The organism is Vibrio sp. ED002, from assembly GCF_023277445.1.
Classification (GTDB): Bacteria; Pseudomonadota; Gammaproteobacteria; order Enterobacterales; family Vibrionaceae; genus Vibrio; species Vibrio jasicida.
Map to the genome: position 1 here is coordinate 2,999,481 of NZ_CP080238.1, position 23,472 is coordinate 3,022,952.

The following is a 23,472-nucleotide window of genomic DNA, read 5'->3' on the forward strand; positions in this document are numbered from 1 at the left end:
CTTGGTGAGTTTCATTCCTATTTTCGCAGATTTTTCTTACACATGGCTAGGTACTTTTCGTGTAAATCTGTGATTTGAAGCAAAAGATCAGGGTCGTTTGGGTTATTTCTCACCACATCATTCGCAATCGCGAGTCTTTGCGCTTGTGTTGCTTGTGAGGCTAAGATCGCACGAGCTTGATCTTCACTTACATTATCACGTTTTACCGTTCTTGCGATTTGAGTTTCCGGTTCAACATCAACCACAAGGACTCGATCACACAGGCTATCAAGCTTGTTTTCGATTAAGAGCGGAACAACCAGTAGCGCATACTCGGACTCCACTTGCTCTAAATCTTCGATCATTTTTTCGCGGATCATCGGATGTAGTAGGGCGTTTAGCCACGCTTTCTCGTCCGGATTAGAGAAAATTTGCTCTCTTAATTTTGCTCTATCAAGTGTCTGATCATCGCGAACAATATCCGCACCAAAGTGTTCAACGATGGCATTAAGTCCGGGAGTTCCCGGCTCAACAACTTCGCGAGCCACGATATCAGCATCGACAATATCAATTTTGAACTGCTGTTTGAATAAGTTTGCAACGGTGGTTTTACCGCTTGCAATGCCGCCTGTTAGGCCAATAACAAAAGCCATTTACACTCCTAGAATCGACGTGAAGTACCAGTTCAGAATCTGGTTACCCCAAATAAGGCTCACCCAACCTGCAATCGCAAGGTAAGGGCCAAAGGGGAACGCTTTTTCGATACCCTGTTTTTGTAAACGCAGTTGTATCAGGCCGAAAATAACGCCCACAACCGACGACAGTAAAATGATCATCGGCAGTGATTGCCAGCCTAACCATGCACCAAGGGCAGCAAGCAGTTTGAAGTCACCATAGCCCATGCCCTCTTTGCCAGTCAGAAGCTTAAATACCCAGTAAACACTCCAAAGACACAAGTAACCAGCCATCGCGCCAATGATGGCGTCTTGCAGGTTAACAGGACTAACGCCAGACAATGCAAGTGCAATACCTGCCCACATTAATGGCAGCGTTAGTTGGTCTGGTAGCAACATAGTATCGAGGTCGATAAACGTGGCGGCAATCAATACAAAGGTAAAGAAAACCAGCGCAACAGTGAAGTAACTAAAACCGAAGTGAAACGCGATAAAACCCGAACCAAAAGCAGTAAGCAATTCGATGAGAGGGTAGCGAGCACTAATCGAGGATTTACAGTTATGGCATTTTCCTTTCAGAAGCAGCCAGCTAATGACAGGAATGTTGTCACGAATGCGGATCGGCGTTCCGCACTGTTGGCAGGAAGAACGAGGGACACTTAAGGTCAGTGTTTCCTTCGGTGCTTCAATTTTGTATTCAGGGAATGATTCAGCGCACTCGCGTCGCCATTCTAGTTCCATGATCTTGGGTAAGCGGTAAATAACCACGTTGAGGAAACTACCCACGATCAAACCAAAAATTGTGGCAAATACAACGAATAGCCATGGGTAGTACTGGAATACTTCCATATCTGTCTCTTGAACGATGAATCAAATAGCAAAGTGCTGTTTTGATGGGATTAATTTGCTAAAGCAACATTCTATCCCAATACGCTCATTAAGTTAAAGATTGGTAAGTACATTGCTGTGACCAATCCGCCAACGACGACCCCAAGAAAAACAATGATCAACGGCTCTAAAATTTTACTCAGATTGTCGACGGTGTTATCCACTTCAAACTCATAGATCGCGGCAATTTTGTTGAGCATATCGTCTAAACGTCCGGATTCTTCACCGATCATTACCATTTGCAGCACCAATTCTGGGAATACGTTGCAATTGCGCATTGCGATGTACATTGGCATACCCGCTGCGGTATCTCGGTAGACCTCTTCGATGGCAAGTTGATAATGCATATTACCGGATGTTTTAGAGGTGGTTTTTAAGCTTGTCAAAATGGGGATACCGGCGGTAAAACTGGTTGCAAGAGTACGGCTGAATTTCGCAATCGCCGCTTTGGATAAGACGGGGCCGAGTATAGGAAATCTTAAGCTCGATCGAGCCAACAATAATCGGAAAGAATCCGAACGTTTAGCCATGATACGGGAGGAAATAAATAAGCTTAATGCACTGAGCCCAATAAAAGGCCCCCAATTTTGTGTCCATGCCGAAAGATTTAAGACCATTTGAGTAAATGCAGGCAGGTCGGCGCCAAAGCCAACAAACATCTTTTCGAACTCAGGTATCACTTTGGTGAGCATGAGGTAGGAGACCCCTAGCGCGACCAAAACTACCATCGCCGGATAGATGAGTGCTTTGATAACTTTTGCTTTCAATTGTTCGCTTTTTTCTCGGTAAGTCGCCAGACGTTCAAATACCTGAGGTAAGTTACCTGACTGCTCACCGGTTGCGATTAAATCAGTATAGAGTGGGTCAAAATGCGTGCTGGCGGTGCGCATGGCTTTGGACATTGGCGTACCTGCTTCTACTGCTCGTGTTACGCTCATCAGTATTGATTTCATCTCAGCTTTTCTATGGTTTTCTGAGACAAGCTTCAGAGCTTGAACGATGGGAACGCCGGTCATTAACATGGTAGCGATTTGACGGGTAAATACCGTAATGTCTTTGCCTTTGACTTGATGACTCAGTTTCGTGATAAAAGAAATACTGCCTTTCTTAAGCTTCTTAATTTTAATGTGTTGAGCATCCAGGCGTTCTCGCACTTCAATTTCTGTCATGGCTAACACTTGTCCGGAGGTTTTCTTCCCTGAGCTGTTCGTGCCTTTCCAGCGGAAACTTTTAAGTTGTGGGGCGTTAGTTTTCATAGAGTCGATGATTGCCTAATAAACGTAAAGATCAGAAGTAGAGAACGCGTTGCAATTCGCTAAAGCTGGTGATGCCTTGTTTGAGTTTTTCTATACCGGACATTTGTAAGGTGTGCATGCCGTTTTTGATAGCAAGTTTTTCTAATTCATGAACGGATGCGCCTTTGATTAGTGCTTCGGAAAGCGTCTCGTCAAAGCGCATCACTTCATAAATGCCGGTTCGACCAGAATAACCTTGGGTACATTCGTTACAGCCATCTGGGTTCGCTTGAAAGATGTTTTCCGTGGAGTGGATGCCAATATGTTGCAGTTGTGCATTCGGCTCTTGAGGTTGTTTGCACTGAGGGCATAGCTTTCTTGCCAAGCGTTGAGCGATGATCAAGCTCAATGATGAAGCAAGGTTAAAGCTCTCAACCCCCATATTGGATAAGCGAATCACGGTTTCAGCGGCAGAGTTGGTGTGCAGAGTAGACAGAACTAAGTGGCCAGTTTGTGAGGCTTTAATAGCGATTTCTGCCGTGTCTAGATCGCGGATCTCACCCACCATGACCACATCAGGATCCTGACGTAAGAAAGAACGAAGTGCTTCAGAAAAACCAAAGCCAATTTTGGGCTGGACTTGCACTTGGTTGATGCCAGGCAGGTTAATTTCAACGGGGTCTTCCGCTGTAGAGATATTGATCTCTGTTTTGTTTAGAAGACTTAAGCCTGTATAGAGCGAGACGGTTTTGCCACTTCCCGTCGGGCCTGTCATTAAAATCATGCCTTGTGGCCGTTTTAGCGCATCCAGATAAAGTTGCTTCTGCTCATCGCTGTAACCCAAGCGGTCAATATTTAGTGAGGCGGAGCTGCTGTCGAGCAAACGCAGTACTATTTTTTCGCCGAATAGCGTTGGTAGTGTCGATACGCGCATATCAATTGCAGTATCTTGGTTTAGCTTAAGCTTGATACGACCATCTTGCGGTAAGCGTCGCTCGGCGATATCGAGTTTGGATAAGATTTTAATACGCGCCGATAAACGGCGACTTAAATGACTCGGTGGTTGTTGGCTTTCAACGAGAATACCATCACAACGTAAGCGCACGCGATACATGTTTTCGTAGGGTTCAAAGTGAATATCCGAAGCGCCTTTACGCACGGCATCCAACAAAATCTGATTAATGTAACGACTGACAGGTGCTTCGTCTTGGCTGAGGTCTTCGATGTTGTCGATTTCATCTGCACCAATATCAACCAGACCTGCCAGTTCATCTTGGTTGATCTCTTTTAATCCGGACTTTTCTTGTCCTAGTGCTCGACCATATAAGCGCCTAATTGCCGCACTGAGTTCACGAAAATCCGCAAGAACAAGCTCAACCTGTAGTCCTGTCGCAAAACGAAAGTCATCTTCAGCCTGAAGATTAGTCGGATCAGCCACCGCCAATATCAAAGTAGAAGAACTGCGATTAAGTGGCAGAGCATTATGGCGAGTGATCAGATCACGTAAGCCCAGCGTTTGGCATAACGAAGCGTATTCGTATTGATTGAGAGAGGTGCAAGAAAGCCCAAAAACAGAGCTTAGGTGCTCCGTCAATTCATGAGATTGGAAAAAACCAGAATTGAGCAAAGCCTCCGGCATTGAAATGCCAGAAGCTTTAGCTTGCTCAAGTAACGATTCTTCTTGGGAGAAGGTTAGTATTCCCGCTTGACGAAGAACCGTTGAGAGGTTGGTTAGCACTATTTACAGCCAGTTACTAAGTCTGCAGCGTCACCTGTAGCATCACAGATCCAACCAGCATTCGCGTCTCTAGTTATTGTAATTTTAGCGCCACTAATGTTTGTTAATGACAACTCAATTTGTCCTGCTTTTGGTGCAAGTGTCCCCAAACTTGTTGAGCCAGAGGATATTCCCAAGTCTCCTAAGTTAGTCGAGGTTGTGATATCCCCATTTTCTTGGTAGTAAAGCTCTGCTGGTGTAATTAAAGACTTCATTGTTGCAACGGCAGATGCGACTTCGCTTTTCTTTACATAATCTTTATATGCAGGGATAGCTACAGCTGACAAAACACCAATAATTGCTACCACAATCATCAATTCAATCAGCGTAAAACCTTGCTGCTTCTTCTGTTTATTCGTTTTCATTTTGTTTCCTTAAGAGAAATTTAGTTAATGCTTATGCATGGAGCAGAAGAGTAAAAAGAGTAGAAACAAGTGGAAACTAGCAAGGGGATGCCTTCCGAGTGAGGTAAAAATCTTTAGGTTGAAGTTGCATATTGCATGCAAGGTTTTGCGAGGGGTGTTATTTTTTTAGTGGATAAAAATAAAGAGCCTTGCGGCCCTCTATTTAGTGAATCAGATTACAACATGCTGACTTTTCGGAAGTTAATATTGTTGTCGGTACTCTATTTACTTAAAGCGCATCGAAAGGTCCATCGCTTTTAGGTGCTTAGTCAAAGCACCCACCGAGATGTAATCTACGCCAGTTTCTGCGTATTCAGCGATGGTTTCTAAGGTTACATTACCTGAGTTTTCTAATGCCGCACGACCTGCGTTGATGTCTACCGCTTCACGCATCATGTCGGTAGTGAAGTTGTCTAGCATGATGATGTCGGCACCTGCTTCAATTGCTTCATTTAGCTCATCCAAGCTTTCGGTTTCTACTTCAACTGGTTTACCAGGGTTCAACTCTTTTGCTGTCGTGATCGCTTGAGTAATACCACCACAAGCAATGATGTGGTTTTCTTTAATTAGGTAAGCATCGAATACACCAATACGATGGTTGAAACCGCCACCACAAGCTACTGCGTATTTAAGCGCGCTACGTAAACCTGGAATCGTTTTACGTGTATCTAATAGACGGCACTCTGTATGAGCAACTTTTTCTGCGTACTCAGCGGTAATGGTCGCGCAACCTGAAAGGGTTTGAATAAAGTTCATTGCGTTGCGCTCGCCAGTGAGCAAATCACGAGCAGGGCCAGTCAATGTACACAGTGTCTGATTTGGTTCTACCTTGTCACCATCTTTGACATGCCATTCGATGGTCACTTTGCTACCCAGTTGTTTGAATACTTCATCTGCCCACGCTTGGCCACAAAACACACCGTGTTCACGAGTGATGATGGTTGCAGTGTTAATCGCGTCAGCTGGGATAAGCGATGCGGTGATGTCTTTATCGACATCCAATGTACCACCTAGATCTTCTTTTAGGGTATCGGCTACAGCGCGAGTGATTTCTAATGGAAGTTGTTGCTTAAGATATTCTAGGCGTTCTTGGCTGTTGTGTGTGTTCTTCATCGCAAATCTAGTCTTGAAAGGGAGATGGCAACGAATGATACTCTCCGGTGTCAATAATTTCAGCAGTTAATTTGCAAAGTAGAGAGGTTGATATGTGCCTAAAAATCGAGAATGGTTGGTTGACGCAAGCGAAGCATGTCCCTTCGCCATTTTTTGATGCTCGTTCAGACAAAGAAGATATCTCTCTGCTGGTGGTGCACAACATCAGCTTGCCTCCGGGTCAATTTGGTGGATGTTATATAGAGGACTTTTTTACCGGTAATCTTGACCCCAATGCCCATCCATTTTTTGAAGTAATTCACAAAATGGGCGTTTCGGCACATTGTTTAATTAAGCGTGATGGCGAGATTGTTCAGTTTGTTTCTTTTTTAGACAGAGCTTGGCATGCCGGACAATCTAGCTTCGCTGGCCGTGAACGTTGTAATGACTATTCAATTGGTATTGAGTTGGAAGGCACCGAGTTTGTTGCGTACACAGAAGAGCAATATCAATCACTTACTGCATTGACCCAATCCGTTATGCATTCCTACCCAAAAATTACCTTGCCGAGAATTACGGGGCATCAGTATATCGCTCCCTTGAGAAAAGCCGATCCTGGGCTAAGCTTTGACTGGGCCAAGTTCAGACAACAAGTACAAAGTTAACTTGTAGCAAAAGTGTAAATTCAAAAAACAGAAATAAATAAGGCATACACTCAGGTATGCCTTTTTTTGATACAAGAAATATGAAGGCTTGTTAAAAGTTAACGACATTTTGGGGCGTTAAAACGGTTCGTGACGAAAAAATGACCCGGTTTTTTTGTCATTTTTGTTTTTGTTGATCAAATTTACTGGCACGAAGACTTCCCATCTGTTTTGTTTATGTAATTGGTCATACCAATTTTATTGCTGTTTTAATGGTCGATTGTTATCAAAGTGTTGGTTGTAAGTCCGTTCTATGATTTAGGTCAACTTTTGGCTGGACAGTCACGTTTTAATTATGTTAATTTCTGCACCAACTTAAAATTGGTATTACCAATTACCTGCAAGAGTAGAAGAACAATAAATTATGGCTTATCAAAGGATTCGTCAGCCAAAACTCTCTGATGTTATTGAACAAGAGTTAGAAAGGTTGATTGTGGAAGGAACACTCTCTCCGGGGCAGCAATTGCCACCAGAGCGCGAACTCGCAAAGCAGTTCGATGTGTCTCGTCCATCTGTCCGTGAAGCCATTCAGCGTTTGGAAGCGAAACGTCTGCTTACTCGTCGTCAAGGCGGTGGCACATTCGTAAGTGAAAACATCTGGAAGAGTTTCTCAGACCCTTTGCTGAATTTGTTATCTACCCACTCAGAGACGCAATTGGACTTGCTTGAATCGCGCCATGCGATGGAAGGCATTTCAGCGTACTTTGCAGCATTACGTGGTACCGATGAAGATTTTGCTCGTATTCAGGCATGCTTGAATCAAATCAGCGAAGAGCAAAAGGGCGGCAACGTTGAAGCAGAAGCGGCAGCAGTAATGCAATTTTTGATTGCATTAACCGAAGCAGCGCATAACGTCGTTCTCCTTCATATTGTTCGTAGCCTTGCGCCTTTGCTTGAGCAGAATGTTCTACAGAATCTAAAGCTCTTACATCGCCGCGATGAAGTGGTCGATAAAGTAAGTAAACACAGAGCTAATATCGTGGATGCGATTGTTTCTGGTCAGCCTGAAAAGGCGCGTGAAATGTCTCACTCACATTTAGCTTATATCGAAGAAACATTGTTGGATTTGACTCGAGAAGAGTCTCGACGAGAGCGTTCTCTGCGTCGAATTCAGCAAGGTAACGATTCTTAATACAAGAACCGCTTACTTAAATAAGTAGATCCAACCAACAGAAGGATAGATCGCCATGTCTGACATGAAGCATGACGTAGATGCACTGGAAACTCAAGATTGGCTACAAGCCCTTGAATCAGTTGTTCGTGAAGAAGGTGTAGAACGTGCACAGTTTCTACTAGAAACCGTTCTAGAAAAAGCACGTCTAGACGGCGTTGATATGCCAACTGGCATCAACACAAACTACATCAACACTATTCCAGCAGCACAAGAACCAGCTTACCCTGGTGATGTAACTCTTGAGCGTCGTATTCGTTCGATTATTCGCTGGAACGCAATCATGATCGTATTGCGTGCTTCTAAGAAAGACCTAGACCTTGGTGGTCACATGGCTTCTTACCAGTCAGCAGCAGCATTCTACGAAGTTTGTTTCAACCACTTCTTCCGTGCTCCAAACGAGACGGACGGTGGCGATCTAGTTTACTACCAAGGCCACATCTCACCGGGCATCTACTCTCGTGCGTTCGTTGAAGGCCGTCTAACTGAAGAGCAGCTAGACAACTTCCGTCAAGAAGTAGACGGTAAAGGTGTACCTTCATACCCACACCCTAAGTTGATGCCTGAGTTCTGGCAATTCCCAACAGTATCTATGGGTCTAGGTCCAATCTCTGCTATTTACCAAGCACGTTTCCTTAAGTACCTGAACGGCCGTGGCCTTAAAGATACTTCTGCTCAACGTGTATACGCTTTCCTAGGCGACGGTGAGATGGATGAGCCAGAATCACGTGGTGCAATTTCTTTCGCTGCGCGTGAGAAGCTAGACAACCTATGTTTCCTAATCAACTGTAACCTTCAGCGTCTAGATGGCCCTGTAATGGGTAACGGTAAGATCATTCAAGAACTTGAAGGTCTATTCAAAGGCGCAGGTTGGAACGTAGTTAAAGTTATCTGGGGTAACAACTGGGATGCACTACTAGCTAAAGATACGACTGGTAAGCTACTACAGCTTATGAACGAAACGATCGATGGCGACTACCAAACATTCAAATCTAAAGATGGCGCATACGTACGTGAGCACTTCTTTGGTAAGTACCCTGAGACTGCTGCACTAGTTGCAGACATGACTGATGACCAAATCTTCGAACTGAAGCGTGGTGGTCACGATTCTTCTAAACTGTTTGCTGCATTCAACAATGCAAAAGAGACAGGTGGTAAGCCAACGGTAATCCTAGCTAAGACTGTTAAAGGTTACGGCATGGGTGAAGCGGCTGAAGGTAAGAACATCGCTCACGGTGTTAAGAAGATGGACATGACTCACGTACAATACCTACGTGATCGTCTAGGTCTACAAGACATCCTTTCTGATGAGAAAGTAGCTGAACTGCCTTACCTAAAACTGGAAGAAGGTTCTGCTGAGTACGAATACCTACATGCTCGTCGTAAAGCACTGAAAGGTTACACGCCACAGCGTCTACCTAAGTTCACACAAGAGTTCAAAGTACCAGAGCTAGAAGAGTTTGCTCCTCTACTTGGTGCTCAGAAGCGTGAAATCTCAACGACTATGGCTTACGTACGTACGTTGAACATCCTGCTTAAAGACAAGAACATCGGTAAGAACATCGTTCCTATCATCTGTGATGAAGCGCGTACGTTCGGTATGGAAGGTCTATTCCGTCAAGTGGGTATCTACAACCCAGACGGTCAAGAATACACACCTGAAGATAAAGGCATCGTTTCTTACTACAAAGAAGCAACGTCAGGTCAAGTTCTTCAAGAAGGTATCAACGAACTAGGTTCAATGGCATCTTGGGTTGCTGCTGCTACTTCTTACAGCACAAACGATCTGCCAATGATCCCGTTCTACATCTACTACTCAATGTTCGGTTTCCAACGTATTGGTGACATGGCATGGCTAGCAGGTGACCAACAAGCTCGTGGCTTCCTACTAGGTGCTACAGCTGGTCGTACAACACTGAACGGTGAAGGTCTACAGCACGAAGATGGTCACTCGCACATTCAAGCGAACACTATCCCGAACTGTATCTCTTACGACCCAACATTCGCTTACGAGCTAGCAGTAATCATGCAAGATGGTATCCGTCGTATGTACGGTCCTGAGCAAGAAAACATTTACTACTACCTAACAGTAATGAATGAAAACTACGCAATGCCAGCAATGCCAGAAGGCGCTGAAGAAGGCATCCGTAAAGGTATTTACAAGCTTGAGTCTCACGAAGGTGCTAAGGGTAAAGTTCAGCTAATGAGCTCTGGTACTATCATGAACGAAGTACGTAAAGCAGCGACTATCCTAAGTGAAGAGTACGGCGTAGCATCTGACGTGTTCTCTGTAACTTCATTCAACGAGCTAACTCGTGATGGTCAAAATGCAGAGCGTTACAACATGCTTCACCCAGAAGCTGAAGCGAAAGTACCTTACATCACTACTGTTCTTGGTAACGAACCAGCAATCGCTGCGACGGATTACATGAAGAACTACGCTGAGCAAGTGCGTGCGTTCATGCCAACTGAGTCATACAAAGTTCTTGGTACTGACGGCTTCGGTCGTTCAGACAGCCGTGAGAACCTACGTCGTCACTTCGAAGTTAACGCGGGCTACGTAGTAGTTGCTGCACTAACTGAACTAGCGAAACGTGGTGATGTTGAGAAGTCTGTTGTTGCTGAAGCAATTGCTAAGTTCAACATCGACACTGAAAAAACAAACCCACTTTACGCTTAATACAGCGCTTAACTAGAAGGTAAATAAGCAATGGCAATCGAAATTAATGTACCTGACATCGGTGCGGATGAGGTTGAAGTTACTGAGATTCTTGTAAGCGTTGGCGACAAGGTTGAAGAAGAACAGTCTCTGATCACTGTTGAAGGCGACAAAGCTTCTATGGAAGTTCCAGCGTCTCAAGCAGGTATTGTAAAAGAAATCAAAGTTGCAGAAGGCGATTCAGTAACAACTGGTTCTCTTATCATGATTTTCGAAGCCGAGGGTGCAGCTGACGCTGCACCTGCTCCTGCGGCAGAAGCGGCTCCAGCAGCAGCTCCAGCTCCAGCAGCAGCGGCAGCAGAACTAAAAGAAGTTCACGTTCCTGATATCGGTGGCGACGAAGTAGAAGTTACTGAGATCATGGTTAAAGTGGGCGATGCAGTAGAAGAAGAGCAATCACTTCTAACTGTAGAAGGCGACAAAGCTTCTATGGAAGTACCAGCACCATTTGCAGGTACGGTTAAAGAGATCAAGATTGCTGAAGGCGATTCAGTAACAACTGGCTCTCTTGTGATGGTATTTGAGGTAGCTGGCTCAGGCGCAGCGGCTCCAGCTCCTGCAGCGGTTGAAGCGCCAGCAGCACCTGCGGCGGCTCCTGCGGTAGCAGCGGACAAAGAAGTTAACGTTCCAGATATCGGCGGTGACGAAGTAGAAGTTACTGAGATCATGGTTAAAGTTGGCGATACAGTAGAAGAAGAGCAATCTCTAATTACTGTAGAAGGCGACAAAGCTTCTATGGAAGTACCTGCACCATTCGCAGGTACAGTTAAAGAGATCAAGATTGCTGAAGGCGATTCAGTAACGACTGGCTCTCTAATCATGACTTTCGTTGTGGCCGGCACCCCGGTTGAAGGCGCAGCACCTGCTCCTGCTCAAGCGGCGGCACCTGTAGCTGCAGCTCCTGCGGCAGCATCTGCTCCAGCAGTAAAAGCTGAAGCTCCTGCAGCAAATGATTTCCAAGAGAACGGTGACTACGCACACGCATCTCCAGTTGTTCGTCGTCTAGCTCGTGAATTTGGCGTTAACCTATCTAAGGTTAAAGGTACTGGTCGTAAGAGCCGTATCCTGAAAGAAGACGTTCAAGCTTACGTTAAAGATGCGCTTAAGCGTCTTGAGTCTGGCGCAGGTGCAGCAGCATCTGGTAAAGGCGACGGCGCTGCACTTGGTCTACTTCCTTGGCCAAAAGTTGACTTCAGCAAGTTCGGCGAAACTGAAGTTCAGAAGCTTTCTAAGATCAAGAAGATCTCTGGTGCAAACCTACACCGTAACTGGGTAATGATCCCTCACGTTACACAGTGGGATAACGCAGACATCACTGAGCTAGAAGCATTCCGTAAAGAACAGAACGCAATCGAAGCGAAGAAAGACACTGGTATGAAGATCACTCCTCTTGTGTTCATCATGAAAGCGGTAGCGAAAGCACTAGAAGCATTCCCAGCGTTTAACTCTTCACTTTCTGAAGATGGCGAAAGCATCATTCTTAAGAAGTACGTGAACGTAGGTATCGCAGTCGATACGCCAAACGGCCTTGTTGTTCCTGTATTTAAAGACGTGAACAAGAAAGGCATCTACGAGCTATCTGAAGAATTGATGGTAGTATCGAAGAAAGCACGTGCTGGTAAGCTAACTGCAGCTGATATGCAAGGCGGTTGTTTCACAATCTCTAGCCTTGGCGGTATCGGCGGTACAGCGTTTACACCAATCGTAAACGCGCCAGAAGTTGGTATCCTAGGTGTATCTAAATCTGAAATGAAGCCAGTGTGGAACGGTAAAGAGTTCGAACCACGTCTACAGCTTCCACTGTCTCTATCATACGACCACCGTGTGATCGATGGTGCGGAAGGTGCACGCTTCATTACTTTCTTAAACGGTGCACTATCAGACATTCGTCGTCTAGTACTGTAATTGAGAAAGTAATAGTTAAGGTGACTTTCGGGTCACCTTAATTCTTTATATAAAAGACTATTTTTAGACGACAATTTCTTCCATCGTTCAGAAACTGAAAGATGAATTGTTGTCTAGCTCACAGGCTAACTTAAAGCTGCTTTCACACTGTTAACATCTCTGTAAAATATTGACCGTTTGAAAGCCTAATAATTTAAGAACATCTACTCAGCCTGTTAGGGATAATGACTACAAGAGGTCACAATGAGCAAAGAAATTAAAGCCCAAGTTGTTGTACTTGGTTCTGGTCCTGCTGGTTACTCAGCTGCATTCCGTTGTGCGGATTTAGGTCTAGAAACAGTACTAGTTGAACGTTACAGCACTCTTGGCGGTGTATGTCTAAACGTTGGTTGTATTCCATCTAAAGCACTTCTTCACGTTTCAAAAGTTATCGAAGAAGCGAAAGCGATGGCTGAGCACGGTGTTGTGTTTGGCGAACCACAAACAGACATCAGCAAAATCCGTATCTGGAAAGAGAAAGTTGTAAACCAACTGACAGGTGGTCTTAGCGGTATGGCTAAGATGCGTAACGTAACGGTTGTTAACGGTTTCGGTAAGTTCACTGGTCCTAACAGCATCCTAGTTGAAGGCGAAGGTGAAGCAACAACAGTTAACTTCGACAACGCAATCATCGCTGCGGGTTCTCGTCCAATCAAACTGCCATTCATCCCTCATGAAGACCCACGTATTTGGGATTCAACGGATGCGCTAGAGCTGAAAGAAGTACCAGAAAAACTGCTTATCATGGGCGGTGGTATCATCGGTCTAGAAATGGGTACGGTTTACCACTCTCTAGGTTCTAAAGTAGATGTAGTAGAGATGTTTGACCAAGTTATCCCAGCGGCGGATAAAGACATCGTTAAAGTCTTCACTAAGCGTATTAAAGACAAGTTCAAGCTAATGCTTGAGACTAAAGTAACCGCAGTTGAAGCGAAAGAAGACGGTATCTACGTTTCAATGGAAGGCAAAAAAGCGCCAGCAGAAGCTGAGCGTTACGATGCAGTTCTTGTGGCTATCGGTCGTGTACCAAACGGTGCACTTATCGATGCTGAAAAAGCAGGTATTGAAGTGGACGAGCGCGGCTTTATCAACGTTGATAAGCAAATGCGTACTAACGTTCCTCACATCCACGCGATCGGTGACGTTGTTGGTCAACCAATGCTTGCTCACAAAGGTGTGCATGAAGGCCACGTAGCCGCAGAAGTTATCTCTGGTAAGAAGCACTACTTCGATCCTAAAGTTATTCCTTCAATCGCTTACACTGAGCCAGAAGTGGCATGGGTTGGTAAGACTGAGAAAGAAGCGAAATCAGAAGGCATCAACTACGAAGTGGCGACATTCCCATGGGCAGCATCAGGTCGTGCAATCGCGTCTGACTGTGCAGACGGTATGACTAAGCTAATCTTCGATAAAGAAACTCACCGCGTAATCGGTGGTGCTATCGTTGGTACTAACGGTGGTGAACTACTTGGTGAAATCGGCCTAGCGATCGAGATGGGTTGTGATGCGGAAGATATCGCACTTACTATCCACGCTCACCCAACTCTACACGAGTCTGTGGGTCTAGCTGCTGAAGTATTTGAAGGTTCAATCACTGACCTGCCAAACAAAAAAGCAGTTAAAAAGAAAAAATAATTTTTCTTGAATGCTGAATGATAAAAACCGCTGATTCGTCAGCGGTTTTTTTGTGCGCGGAGCTTGAGAGGCGAGAACGGGCTGTTCTATGTAACGCTGCGCTTCGAGAGTCGCGAACGCTTCGCTCTAAAAATCGAGAGGTGTTCGTTGGAAGGTTAATCGAAGGCAATTGTATCTAAACCGAGTTGGCAGAGTTTGTTCCCAGAAAGACAAAATATTTCCCGTTTCCCGAAAACGAAAAAAGGCCAATACCTAAGTATCAGCCTTTGCTTTTTTAAGCCTAATTATTTTTTAGTGATGTTCACGGTTGTAGATGCATAGCATATCTAAATATGCGCTTACTAGGTTCGTTAGCTCTGCTTCGCTCTTAGAGCGGTTTGCTTGAACGAAAATAGAGTAACAAATACCGTGGAACAGATTCGCCAAGTGTTCCGGTTCATGTTGGTCACAAACTTCCCCACGTTCAATTGCTTTAATGAACATGTTTTGCACCAACAGTTGGTTAGTGCGGTTAGTTGTCACGAACAATGGCCATACTTCATCACGTGTTGATGCGCTCCATTCGAACCATACTTTTAGCCAGTGGCAATCTTGGCTAACAAGTTCGATCATTGCGTTTGTGATGTTGGCGATGTTTTCACGTGCGTGAAGGTCTAAGTCGATGTTATCCGATAGGAAGTTTGAGAACTGACGTACAACGTGGTTCAGTACTTCATCAACCAAATCTTCACGAGTTGGGAAGTAATTAAATACTGTTGCAACAGAAACTTGTGCAATCTCAGCAATGTCTGCGTGACCACCACGGCCAATGCCGCGACGAGCAAACACTTCAAGAGCGATTTCCATTAGTTGCTGTTTACGTTTTAAAGGGGAAAGCCTAGTGCGAGGTCTCTTAGCTATTGAGTCCATATTCTTTTCCTTGCCATTGAGTTGATATTATTTGGGGGTAACCCCCTAATTGATTATTTTAATAGTTGCTTAAAGCATTGATGAGTGTAATGGTGCATATGTGCAAGGTCAACATCTGATGCCCAATTTATAGACAGTAATGTCATTATTGATGATTCATTCAACTAGATAAATCCGAAAACTAAGACTTTCATCCAAGAATTCAATGGAATGGGATGCGACTTTCCACCTACTGAGTGGGGTGTTACACTACACGCCGCAAGATAAGGTGATCGTTTGCGTACGACCAACCTCAACCCACAAAGAAAATTGAGCACAGTATGAAACATACAATAGAAGTGATGATTTCTGAGCAAGAAGTTCAGGATCGAATTCGTGAATTAGGTAAGCAAATTACAGAACATTACCAAGGCAGTGAAGATCTGGTATTGGTTGGTTTGCTACGTGGTTCATTTGTATTTATGGCTGACTTAGCACGTGCTATCGAACTGACTCACCAAGTCGATTTTATGACCGCTTCTAGCTACGGTAACACGATGGAAAGCTCACGTGATGTACGTATCTTGAAAGACCTTGATGACGACATTAAAGGCAAAGATGTACTGATCGTAGAAGACATCATTGATACAGGTAACACGTTAAACAAAATCAGTGAAATCCTGTCTCTACGTGAACCAAAATCTATCGCTATCTGTACGCTGCTTGATAAGCCATCTCGCCGTGAAGTAGAAGTTCCGGTTGATTGGGCTGGTTTCTCTATTCCAGATGAGTTTGTTGTTGGTGTTGGTATTGATTACGCTCAGAAATATCGTCACCTACCATTTATTGGTAAAGTGGTTCCGCAGGAATAATTTCTGTCGCCAGTTTTAGAATTAAAAAAAACGCCCATCTGAAATGGGCGTTTTTTATTTATCTTGTTGACGATTTATTTGTGACGATTAATCACGACATAACAATTTGTTGTCATCGTTAAGAATGGTCGAGAGCGCTTTTTGGTAAGACGCTTCCACGGTCTCTTTTGAATTTGAACGAATACCTAAGTACTCAAGACGACCATCTTCAATGCCGTACACCACTCCATGAATTTCAACATCCTGACCGCGTTCCCATGCGTTTTGCATGATGGTTGAGTTACCCAAGTTATATACTTGCTCGGCTACGTTGATTTCACCTAGTTTATCGGCGCGATCGTCAAGAGGCATTTGGTCAAGGTAAGCGCGGTGCTTAAAGTAAAGGTCACGGATGTGAAGTAACCAGTTGTTGATAAGGCCGAGTTGAGGGTTATCAATTGCGGCATTCACGCCACCACAACCATAATGACCACAAACGATGATGTGCTTTACTTTGAGTACGTCAACGGCGTATTGCACGACAGAGAGGCAGTTTAGGTCGGTGTGGATGACCTGGTTAGCAACGTTTCGGTGAACAAATAACTCGCCTGAGAAAAGTCCCGTTAGTCGCTCTGCTGGAACGCGACTGTCTGAACAACCAATCCAAAGAAAGTCTGGTTTCTGACCTTCCGCTAGTTTTGCGAAATATTCTGGACGATCAGATTTTATTTCTTCTGACCATTTCGAGTTATTTTCGAATAATTGTTTAATTTCCGGCATCTGACATCTACTTCCCTAAAATTAAAAAAACCAACCACTCCCTAGTGCTTACTAAGCGATCAGCGCTGTAACTATACACAATGTTACAATTTCGATCCCGTTAAATATTCATTCAAGATGACTCATCTGACTAGTTCTTGCTGTGAAAATCATAAAATATGCAGCCATCATTCAGTAAGCAAATAAGCCCAATTTGGTCGTGGCTTTTTTTCGTTTATTTCTTTAGCGAAATATTTGTTAGATTGATGGCATTTTGTCTTTTTAATGCAGGGAGCAAATTCGTGTTCGGTAGTCGCTTTAAGGATATCAACCTCAAAGGGGATCTGTTTGGTGGTGTCACAACGGCCATCATTTCACTTCCTCTCGCATTAGCATTTGGTGTGGCTTCAGGAGCTGGTGCAGAAGCTGGTTTATGGGGCGCGATCATGGTGGGGTTATTTGCTTCACTGTTTGGTGGTTCCAATACACTTATTTCTGAGCCAACCGGTCCCATGACGGTGATCATGACAGCGGTATTAACCAGTATGATGGCCAAATACCCAGAAACGGGCATGGCCATGACCTTTACCGTGGTGATGATGGCGGGCGCGTTCCAAATTGTGCTCGGTACATTAAAGCTTGGTAAATACGTAACGTTAATGCCATACAGTGTTATCTCCGGCTTTATGTCGGGTATTGGTGTTATTCTCATTATCTTGCAGTTGTCGCCTTTACTTGGCCATGCTGCGCCATCTGGCGGTGTGATAGGGACACTATCGGCTCTGCCAGATACGATTTCTAATCTTAAGTTCAGCGAACTGTTTTTAGGTTTGTTGACGTTGGGTATTTTGTTCTTCTTCCCTAAGCAATATCGCAGATACGTGCCAGCGCAGCTGGTGGCTCTTGTGGCGGTAACGTTACTTTCTGTCCTTGTCTTTGATGCCGATGATATTCGCCGAATTGGTGAAATCCCAGCAGGTTTACCTTCTTTGGTGGTGCCACATATCGATCCTGCGATGTTTACCGAAATGGTCATCGATGCATTGGTATTGGGTACGTTAGGTTGTATTGATACCTTATTGACAGCGGTTATTGGTGACTCACTCACGCGTAAAGAGCATGATTCAGACAAGGAACTGCGTGGCCAAGGTTTGGCGAACATGATTTCTGGGCTGTTTGGCGCTCTGCCAGGTGCGGGGGCGACGATGGGAACGGTGACCAACATCCAAGTTGGCGCTCGCTCACCGTTATCCGGTGTGATTCGTGCGCTGATTCTCGCGCTGGTGGTGTTGGTCGCTAGCGGTTTGACTGAACCCATTCCGATGGCTGTATTAGCCGGTATTGCGGTTTATGTTGGCTTTAATATTCTGGATTGGAGCTTTATCCAACGTGCCCATAAGGTGAGCTTTCCGGGGATGGCGGTCATGTATGGCGTCATGCTGCTGACAGTATTTGTCGATTTGATTGTGGCTGTAGGGCTAGGGGTATTTATTTCTAATATCATCATCATTGAACGCTTGAGTCGTGAGCAAGCACGCCAAGTTAAAGCCATCAGTGATGCTGATGAAGACGATGTACCACTGACCGATAGCGAAAGAGGCTTGTTGGACAGAGCTAATGGTAAAGTGTTGTTCTTCTATCTGTCCGGTCCGATGATCTTTAGTGTTTCTAAAGCGATCTCTCGTCAACACTCGAGCATTTCTGACTATGAAGTCATGATCCTCGACTTAACAGATGTCCCTATGATTGATGTGACGGTCGGCTTGGCTTTGGAAAACGCCATTAAAGATGCTTTAGACGCGAACTGTGAAGTGTACTTGTTGTGTCCTAACCAACGTACTCGTGAGCAACTAGAGAAATTCCATGTGATTGATTTAGTGCCGGATGCGAATACATACAAGTTCCGCTATGAAGCGCTCAATGCGGCTATCAGGCATGTTGAAACTGATGAGCATCAAATGCTGACGCTTTAATCAACAGTCTCTTTTAACTAAGCGCTGCTGGGGTTCTGGGAGCGCTTTTTTATTGTTTTTAGATTGAGTGATTAAGAATCATAAAAGATAGGTATTTCTAATTTTATAGAAAGGTTTATTTGTATTCATCGTTATTCAACGATAAACTAATTCAACTTTAGTGCAATACCGATAGTCGGTTATGACGCCGACAGCAGTTTCCCCATTTGGTATTGGCATTCACGATTCATCAACAGATGGCAAGTATTACGCAATGTACGCATTAGAAATTGAACAGCTTCGCAAGACCTATGCGGGCGGATTTGAAGCGTTGAAGGGCATCAGCTTACAAGTAAAGAAAGGTGACTTTTACGCACTTCTTGGGCCGAATGGGGCTGGTAAATCAACCACCATTGGCATTATCTCTTCTTTAGTCAACAAGACATCTGGCACCACCAAGGTGTTTGGGTATGACATTGATACACATCTTGAATTGGCGAAGCAAAACCTAGGTTTGGTTCCTCAAGAATTCAACTTCAACCAATTTGAAACTGTTGAACAGATTGTCATGCAGCAAGCGGGTTATTATGGGGTTTCAAAAGCGCTAGCTAAAGAGCGTGCGGAAAAGTACCTGACCAAACTCGACTTATGGGAGAAACGTAAGGAACGTGCGCGTAACTTGTCTGGTGGTATGAAGCGTCGTTTGATGATTGCGCGAGCTCTAATGCACGAGCCTCAATTGCTGATCCTTGATGAACCAACTGCAGGGGTGGATATTGAACTGCGTCGTTCAATGTGGGACTTCTTAAAGGAGATCAACCAAGAGCAGGGCATTACCATCATATTGACTACGCATTACTTGGAAGAAGCAGAAATGCTGTGTCGTAATATCGGTATCATTAACAAAGGTGAACTGATTGAAAATACGACCATGAAGGCGTTGTTGGGTAAATTGACGGTAGAAACTTTTATCCTAGATATTGAGTTCGACGGTGAAGTGCCAGCACTTCAAGGGGTAAGTAGCCAATCGATGGTCAATGGTTCATTGGAAATCGAATTAGATAAGAGCCAAGGGTTGAACTCGGTGTTTAACCAATTATCTGATCTAGGCGTAAAAGTGCTGTCTATGCGCAACAAAGCGAACCGTTTGGAAGAGCTGTTTGTCAGTATCGTACGTGGAGGTAACCAATAATGTACCAATTGTATTGGACGGCTTTTTGTAGCCTAGTTACAAAAGAAGTGAACCGTTTTACGCGTATTTGGGTGCAAACTTTGGTACCACCTGCGATTACGATGACGTTGTATTTCATTATTTTCGGTAACTTGATTGGCTCTCGCATCGGTGACATGAACGGCTTTAGTTATATGGAATACATTGTTCCGGGTTTGATCATGATGTCGGTGATCACGAACTCATACTCGAATGTGGCTTCCTCTTTCTTTAGTTCCAAATTCCAAAGAAACATCGAGGAATTGTTAGTGGCGCCAGTGCCGAACTACATCATCATTCTCGGCTTTGTGATGGGCGGCGTCGTACGTGGCCTATTAGTCGGAACGATTGTCACGTTTGTTTCGCTCTTCTTTGTTGATTTGCAAGTCGATCACTGGGGCATCATCATTGCGACCGTCTTTATGACGTCAGTGGTATTTTCACTTGGTGGCTTAATTAATGCGGTTTATGCGAAAACGTTTGATGATATCTCGATTATCCCTACGTTCGTTCTGACTCCGCTGACTTATCTTGGCGGTGTGTTTTACTCCATCAGTCTATTACCTGAATTTTGGCAAGGGGTGTCTAAGCTGAATCCAATCGTCTACATGGTGAACGCTTTCCGTTATGGTTTCCTTGGTGTGTCTGATGTGGGTATCGTTACGTCGTTTAGCGTATTGATCGTCTTTGTGGTTGCGCTCTACGCTGTGGCTCACTATCTAGTGACTAAGGGGATTGGGTTAAGAAGTTAACCTTAACAACACATTCAAAGGGCAGCCATGAGAGCTGCCCTTTCTTAATGCACACCAATACATTCCCATACAATTTTTCGACTTTTAACATGCTAGGTTTGATTCATTTGTTGTAAATGCATTTGCTGTAAATGAGTGAAGCCATGAATATTGTCCCCTCTCCATCTTTCTCTTTTAAATTGCTTGTTCCTAAATATTGGTCTGTTTGGTTCGCCTTTGGTCTGTTGGCGCTGATTGTCAATCTGCTTCCATACTCAGCCTTACGTTTGTTAGGTAGGGGCATTGGTTCGCTTGCGATGCTGGCCATGAAGCGCCGTAAAGGCATTGCAAAGCAAAATTTAAAACTCTGCTTTCCCGAATACAGCGCTCAAGAATGCGATGAACTGGTAAAGACAAACTTTAAATACACAGGGATGGCGCTGATCGAGACCGGAATGGCTTGGTTTTGGCCTGAGTGGCGAGTGAAGCGTCTAGCCAAAGTGGTTGGAAAAGAGCGTTTACTGGAACAAGAGAAAAATGGGCGTGGTGTACTGGTGGTTTGCAGTCATCACCTAAATTTGGAAATGACGGCGCGTATTTTTAGTCAATTTGCCAAAGGCTATGGTGTTTATCGACCGAATTCAAACCCTGTTTATGAGTTTGTTCAGCATCGAGGACGCACGCGTTGCGGCCATCAAATGATTGATCGGAAAGACGTTAAATCAATGCTTAAAGTGCTGAAAAACGGTCAGCGACTGTGGTATTTACCTGACCATGATTACGGAGTTAAAAATTCGGTCTTCGCCCCGTTTTTCGCTGTTGAGCAAGCCGCGAGTACTGCAGGATCGAGTGTGCTTATTGATGCGACAAAATGTGCAGTGATGTCAGGGGTTACGGTCAGTGAACATTCTCACTACACGCTCTATATTGGTGAAGATCTCAGTGGACGTTTCGAGCGCCGTAATCCAGTCAAAGCGGCAAGTATCTTAAATCAAGAACTTGAAGGCATGATAAGAAGAGACGTGCCAGCTTGGATGTGGCTGCATAAGCGGTTTAAAACTCGTCCGGAAGGTTTGAGTGGCGTTTATGCGTAAGAGGGATACAAAAAAGGTCGGCTTAGTGCTGACCTTTTTATTTGCGAATTTCGTTTATTCAGCGTTTGCTGAATTCGCTTCGCTAGATTCTTCTTCTTTAGCTTCTACCGCCATATCAACAGTTTGGTTGTCGATGAGGCGTGCTTTACCTAAGAAGGCAGACATCAGGATCACGGCTTGAGTGGTCTCTGTTGTGATTGCTTGAAGTGTGCGAGCATCACGAATGAAGATTTCATCTGGCTGCAAACCGGCAGCGCGTAATTGATCATTCGCATCTTCAATCACTGAAGCGTAATCGTCACGACCACCACGCATCGCGCTACTGATCCAGCGCATAGTACGTGCTAAAACAGGTGCGCGTTGACGCTCATCAATCGTTAGCAGGCCATTGCGAGAGCTCATTGCAAGGCCGTCCATTTCACGAACGGTTGCGACACCTACGATTTCGATGTCCATTGCTAGATCATCAACCATCTTACGAATAACAGCAAGCTGTTGGAAATCTTTCTCACCAAAGCAAGCTACATCAGGTTGAACGATGTTGAATAACTTATTTACGATAGTCGTCACGCCACGGAAATGGCCCGGACGAGAAGCGCCTTCAAGAATCGTAGAAAGCCTAGGCACATCGACAAAAGTCTGTTTATCTAAGCCTTCAGGGTAAATGGTCTCTGGTGTCGGTGTGAATACCAACTCGACGCCTTCGCCGCTTAGCTTGCTAAGATCTTCTTCAAGTGTACGAGGGTAGTTATTTAAATCGTCTGCACGTTCAAACTGCATCGGGTTGACAAAGATGCTTACCACAACGACATCGGCGTACTCGCGTGCTTTACGAACCAGTGTTAGATGGCCTTCGTGTAGGTTGCCCATGGTTGGGACAAACGCAACTTTACGACCTTCACGTTTGAACGTCTTGATCTGTTCACGAATGGCTGAGATTTCTGCAAAAGTGTGCATGCATTTATCCTCTAGGCAATAGTATGAGCGTCGTCTGGGAACACTGCGCTTTCAACGTCTTCCATGTATTTTGCCACAGCTGTACGCATATCGCCTGTTTCAGCAAGGAAGTTTTTTGAGAACTTTGGCATGTAGTTCGCCGAAATTCCGAACATATCGTGCATAACTAGGATTTGACCGTCCGTTACGTTACCTGCACCGATGCCAATTACTGGTACATCAAGTACTTGAGTAATACGAGCTGCCAATTCAGCTGGAACACACTCGAGTAAAACAATTTGAGCGCCGGCTTCTTGCAGTGCTAATGCATCTTTTACCATACGATCGGCTTTTTCTTGATCGCGACCTTGCACTTTGTAACCACCAAAGATGTTTACAGATTGTGGTGTTAGGCCCAAGTGTGCACAGACTGGTACCGCGCGTTCCGTTAGCATTTTTACGGTATCTACTAACCAGTCGCCGCCTTCAATTTTTACCATATTTGCGCCAGCACGCATGAGTACTGCTGCGTTCTCACACGCTTGCTCTGGCGTTGCGTAGCTCATGAATGGCATATCAGCCATCAAAAGACAATTCGGGCTACCAGCGCGTACACAGCGAGTGTGATAAGCAATATCTTCAACAGTAACAGGTAACGTGTCAGTCTTACCTTGCAGAACCATGCCTAGAGAGTCACCTACCAGTAAAACTGGCATTTCTTGGCTTTCGAAAAGTTGGGCAAAGCTTGCATCGTATGCAGTTGAAGTAGCAAATTTACGACCTTCTTGCTTCCACTTAATCAGGTCGTTAATGGTCATTTTTTTCATTG

Annotated in this window: 20 protein-coding genes; 10 read left to right on the plus strand and 10 right to left on the minus strand. The window is 44.6% G+C overall.

Features of this window, described 5'->3' with window-relative positions; translation table 11 throughout:
* Positions 1-17: 17 nt before the first annotated feature.
* From coaE to nadC, 6 genes are all read right to left on the minus strand, one after another.
* Entirely contained in the window at positions 18-632 is a 615-nt protein-coding gene (gene coaE / locus ITG12_RS14060) for a dephospho-CoA kinase (RefSeq protein ID WP_038870481.1), read from the minus strand.
* Complete coding sequence (locus ITG12_RS14065; RefSeq protein ID WP_038870483.1) at positions 633-1,502, minus strand: A24 family peptidase; 870 nt, start codon at positions 1,500-1,502, stop codon at positions 633-635.
* Between the two features lie 71 nt (positions 1,503-1,573).
* Positions 1,574-2,797, minus strand: coding sequence for a type II secretion system F family protein (locus ITG12_RS14070; RefSeq protein ID WP_038878900.1), 1,224 nt, complete (start codon positions 2,795-2,797; stop codon positions 1,574-1,576).
* A gap of 31 nt (positions 2,798-2,828) precedes the next feature.
* The gene (pilB, locus tag ITG12_RS14075) at positions 2,829-4,514 is read right to left on the minus strand and encodes a type IV-A pilus assembly ATPase PilB (protein WP_038878901.1); all 1,686 of its coding nucleotides are present in this window, start codon (positions 4,512-4,514) and stop codon (positions 2,829-2,831) included.
* Positions 4,514-4,918, minus strand: a complete 405-nt coding sequence (locus ITG12_RS14080) for a prepilin-type N-terminal cleavage/methylation domain-containing protein (protein WP_038878904.1) — start codon at positions 4,916-4,918, stop codon at positions 4,514-4,516. Before ITG12_RS14080 ends, pilB begins: the two co-directional genes overlap by 1 nt.
* A gap of 264 nt (positions 4,919-5,182) precedes the next feature.
* A complete protein-coding gene (gene nadC / locus ITG12_RS14085; RefSeq protein WP_038878907.1) occupies positions 5,183-6,070 on the minus strand; it encodes a carboxylating nicotinate-nucleotide diphosphorylase in 888 nt (295 codons plus the stop codon).
* A 92-nt stretch (positions 6,071-6,162) separates the two neighbouring features.
* Between nadC and ampD the strand changes: the two genes are divergently transcribed.
* From ampD to lpdA, 5 genes are all read left to right on the plus strand, one after another.
* A complete protein-coding gene (gene ampD / locus ITG12_RS14090) occupies positions 6,163-6,714 on the plus strand; it encodes a 1,6-anhydro-N-acetylmuramyl-L-alanine amidase AmpD (RefSeq protein WP_038870491.1) in 552 nt (183 codons plus the stop codon).
* Positions 6,715-7,117: 403 nt separating this feature from the next.
* The gene (gene pdhR, locus ITG12_RS14095) at positions 7,118-7,885 is read left to right on the plus strand and encodes a pyruvate dehydrogenase complex transcriptional repressor PdhR (RefSeq protein WP_038870493.1); all 768 of its coding nucleotides are present in this window, start codon (positions 7,118-7,120) and stop codon (positions 7,883-7,885) included.
* 55 nt (positions 7,886-7,940) lie between these two features.
* Positions 7,941-10,604: a pyruvate dehydrogenase (acetyl-transferring), homodimeric type gene (gene aceE, locus ITG12_RS14100; protein WP_038870495.1), complete on the plus strand. Its 2,664-nt coding sequence runs from the start codon at positions 7,941-7,943 to the stop codon at positions 10,602-10,604.
* Positions 10,605-10,634: 30 nt separating this feature from the next.
* Positions 10,635-12,548 (plus strand): pyruvate dehydrogenase complex dihydrolipoyllysine-residue acetyltransferase, encoded by a 1,914-nt coding sequence (gene aceF, locus ITG12_RS14105; protein WP_038878909.1) that lies wholly within the window; start codon positions 10,635-10,637, stop codon positions 12,546-12,548.
* Between the two features lie 243 nt (positions 12,549-12,791).
* Positions 12,792-14,222, plus strand: a complete 1,431-nt coding sequence (lpdA, locus tag ITG12_RS14110; protein ID WP_038878912.1) for a dihydrolipoyl dehydrogenase — start codon at positions 12,792-12,794, stop codon at positions 14,220-14,222.
* Positions 14,223-14,513: 291 nt separating this feature from the next.
* Here lpdA and opaR read toward each other — a convergent pair whose 3' ends face one another.
* Positions 14,514-15,131, minus strand: a complete 618-nt coding sequence (gene opaR / locus ITG12_RS14115) for a transcriptional regulator OpaR (RefSeq protein WP_038870500.1) — start codon at positions 15,129-15,131, stop codon at positions 14,514-14,516.
* A gap of 320 nt (positions 15,132-15,451) precedes the next feature.
* Between opaR and hpt the strand changes: the two genes are divergently transcribed.
* Positions 15,452-15,982 (plus strand): hypoxanthine phosphoribosyltransferase, encoded by a 531-nt coding sequence (gene hpt / locus ITG12_RS14120; protein ID WP_038870502.1) that lies wholly within the window; start codon positions 15,452-15,454, stop codon positions 15,980-15,982.
* Between the two features lie 87 nt (positions 15,983-16,069).
* On the opposite strand, the gene can is transcribed toward hpt, so the two are convergent.
* Positions 16,070-16,741, minus strand: a complete 672-nt coding sequence (can, locus tag ITG12_RS14125) for a carbonate dehydratase (protein WP_038870504.1) — start codon at positions 16,739-16,741, stop codon at positions 16,070-16,072.
* A gap of 281 nt (positions 16,742-17,022) precedes the next feature.
* Between can and ITG12_RS14130 the strand changes: the two genes are divergently transcribed.
* The 4 genes from ITG12_RS14130 to ITG12_RS14145 all read left to right on the plus strand — a co-directional run bounded on the left by ITG12_RS14130 (position 17,023) and on the right by ITG12_RS14145 (position 21,707).
* Positions 17,023-18,693: a SulP family inorganic anion transporter gene (locus ITG12_RS14130; RefSeq protein WP_038870506.1), complete on the plus strand. Its 1,671-nt coding sequence runs from the start codon at positions 17,023-17,025 to the stop codon at positions 18,691-18,693.
* A gap of 253 nt (positions 18,694-18,946) precedes the next feature.
* Entirely contained in the window at positions 18,947-19,864 is a 918-nt protein-coding gene (locus tag ITG12_RS14135; protein WP_038879226.1) for an ABC transporter ATP-binding protein, read from the plus strand.
* Positions 19,864-20,634, plus strand: coding sequence for an ABC transporter permease (locus ITG12_RS14140; RefSeq protein WP_038870509.1), 771 nt, complete (start codon positions 19,864-19,866; stop codon positions 20,632-20,634). The genes ITG12_RS14135 and ITG12_RS14140 overlap by 1 nt, the downstream gene beginning before the upstream one ends.
* Before the next feature lie 143 nt (positions 20,635-20,777).
* Positions 20,778-21,707, plus strand: a complete 930-nt coding sequence (locus ITG12_RS14145) for a Kdo(2)-lipid IV(A) acyltransferase (RefSeq protein WP_038878915.1) — start codon at positions 20,778-20,780, stop codon at positions 21,705-21,707.
* 54 nt (positions 21,708-21,761) lie between these two features.
* Here the strand turns inward: ITG12_RS14145 and panC are convergent, their stop codons facing one another.
* Both panC and panB read right to left on the minus strand, forming a co-directional pair.
* Complete coding sequence (panC, locus tag ITG12_RS14150) at positions 21,762-22,664, minus strand: pantoate--beta-alanine ligase (protein WP_248873155.1); 903 nt, start codon at positions 22,662-22,664, stop codon at positions 21,762-21,764.
* Between the two features lie 11 nt (positions 22,665-22,675).
* Positions 22,676-23,470: a 3-methyl-2-oxobutanoate hydroxymethyltransferase gene (gene panB / locus ITG12_RS14155; RefSeq protein ID WP_038878919.1), complete on the minus strand. Its 795-nt coding sequence runs from the start codon at positions 23,468-23,470 to the stop codon at positions 22,676-22,678.
* Positions 23,471-23,472 lie beyond the last annotated feature (2 nt).

Excerpts from the sequence above, each read along its gene's own strand:
- coaE (WP_038870481.1), bottom strand. The coding sequence starts at position 632 with ATGGCTTTTGTTATTGGCCTAACAGGCGGCATTGCAAGCGGTAAAACC.
- ITG12_RS14065 (WP_038870483.1), bottom strand. The coding sequence starts at position 1,502 with ATGGAAGTATTCCAGTACTACCCATGGCTATTCGTTGTATTTGCCACA.
- ITG12_RS14070 (WP_038878900.1), bottom strand. The coding sequence starts at position 2,797 with ATGAAAACTAACGCCCCACAACTTAAAAGTTTCCGCTGGAAAGGCACG.
- ITG12_RS14080 (WP_038878904.1), bottom strand. The coding sequence starts at position 4,918 with ATGAAAACGAATAAACAGAAGAAGCAGCAAGGTTTTACGCTGATTGAA.
- nadC (WP_038878907.1), bottom strand. The coding sequence starts at position 6,070 with ATGAAGAACACACACAACAGCCAAGAACGCCTAGAATATCTTAAGCAA.
- ampD (WP_038870491.1), top strand. The coding sequence starts at position 6,163 with ATGTGCCTAAAAATCGAGAATGGTTGGTTGACGCAAGCGAAGCATGTC.
- pdhR (WP_038870493.1), top strand. The coding sequence starts at position 7,118 with ATGGCTTATCAAAGGATTCGTCAGCCAAAACTCTCTGATGTTATTGAA.
- aceE (WP_038870495.1), top strand. The coding sequence starts at position 7,941 with ATGTCTGACATGAAGCATGACGTAGATGCACTGGAAACTCAAGATTGG.
- aceF (WP_038878909.1), top strand. The coding sequence starts at position 10,635 with ATGGCAATCGAAATTAATGTACCTGACATCGGTGCGGATGAGGTTGAA.
- lpdA (WP_038878912.1), top strand. The coding sequence starts at position 12,792 with ATGAGCAAAGAAATTAAAGCCCAAGTTGTTGTACTTGGTTCTGGTCCT.
- opaR (WP_038870500.1), bottom strand. The coding sequence starts at position 15,131 with ATGGACTCAATAGCTAAGAGACCTCGCACTAGGCTTTCCCCTTTAAAA.
- hpt (WP_038870502.1), top strand. The coding sequence starts at position 15,452 with ATGAAACATACAATAGAAGTGATGATTTCTGAGCAAGAAGTTCAGGAT.
- can (WP_038870504.1), bottom strand. The coding sequence starts at position 16,741 with ATGCCGGAAATTAAACAATTATTCGAAAATAACTCGAAATGGTCAGAA.
- ITG12_RS14135 (WP_038879226.1), top strand. The coding sequence starts at position 18,947 with ATGTACGCATTAGAAATTGAACAGCTTCGCAAGACCTATGCGGGCGGA.
- ITG12_RS14140 (WP_038870509.1), top strand. The coding sequence starts at position 19,864 with ATGTACCAATTGTATTGGACGGCTTTTTGTAGCCTAGTTACAAAAGAA.
- ITG12_RS14145 (WP_038878915.1), top strand. The coding sequence starts at position 20,778 with ATGAATATTGTCCCCTCTCCATCTTTCTCTTTTAAATTGCTTGTTCCT.
- panC (WP_248873155.1), bottom strand. The coding sequence starts at position 22,664 with ATGCACACTTTTGCAGAAATCTCAGCCATTCGTGAACAGATCAAGACG.
- panB (WP_038878919.1), bottom strand. The coding sequence starts at position 23,470 with ATGAAAAAAATGACCATTAACGACCTGATTAAGTGGAAGCAAGAAGGT.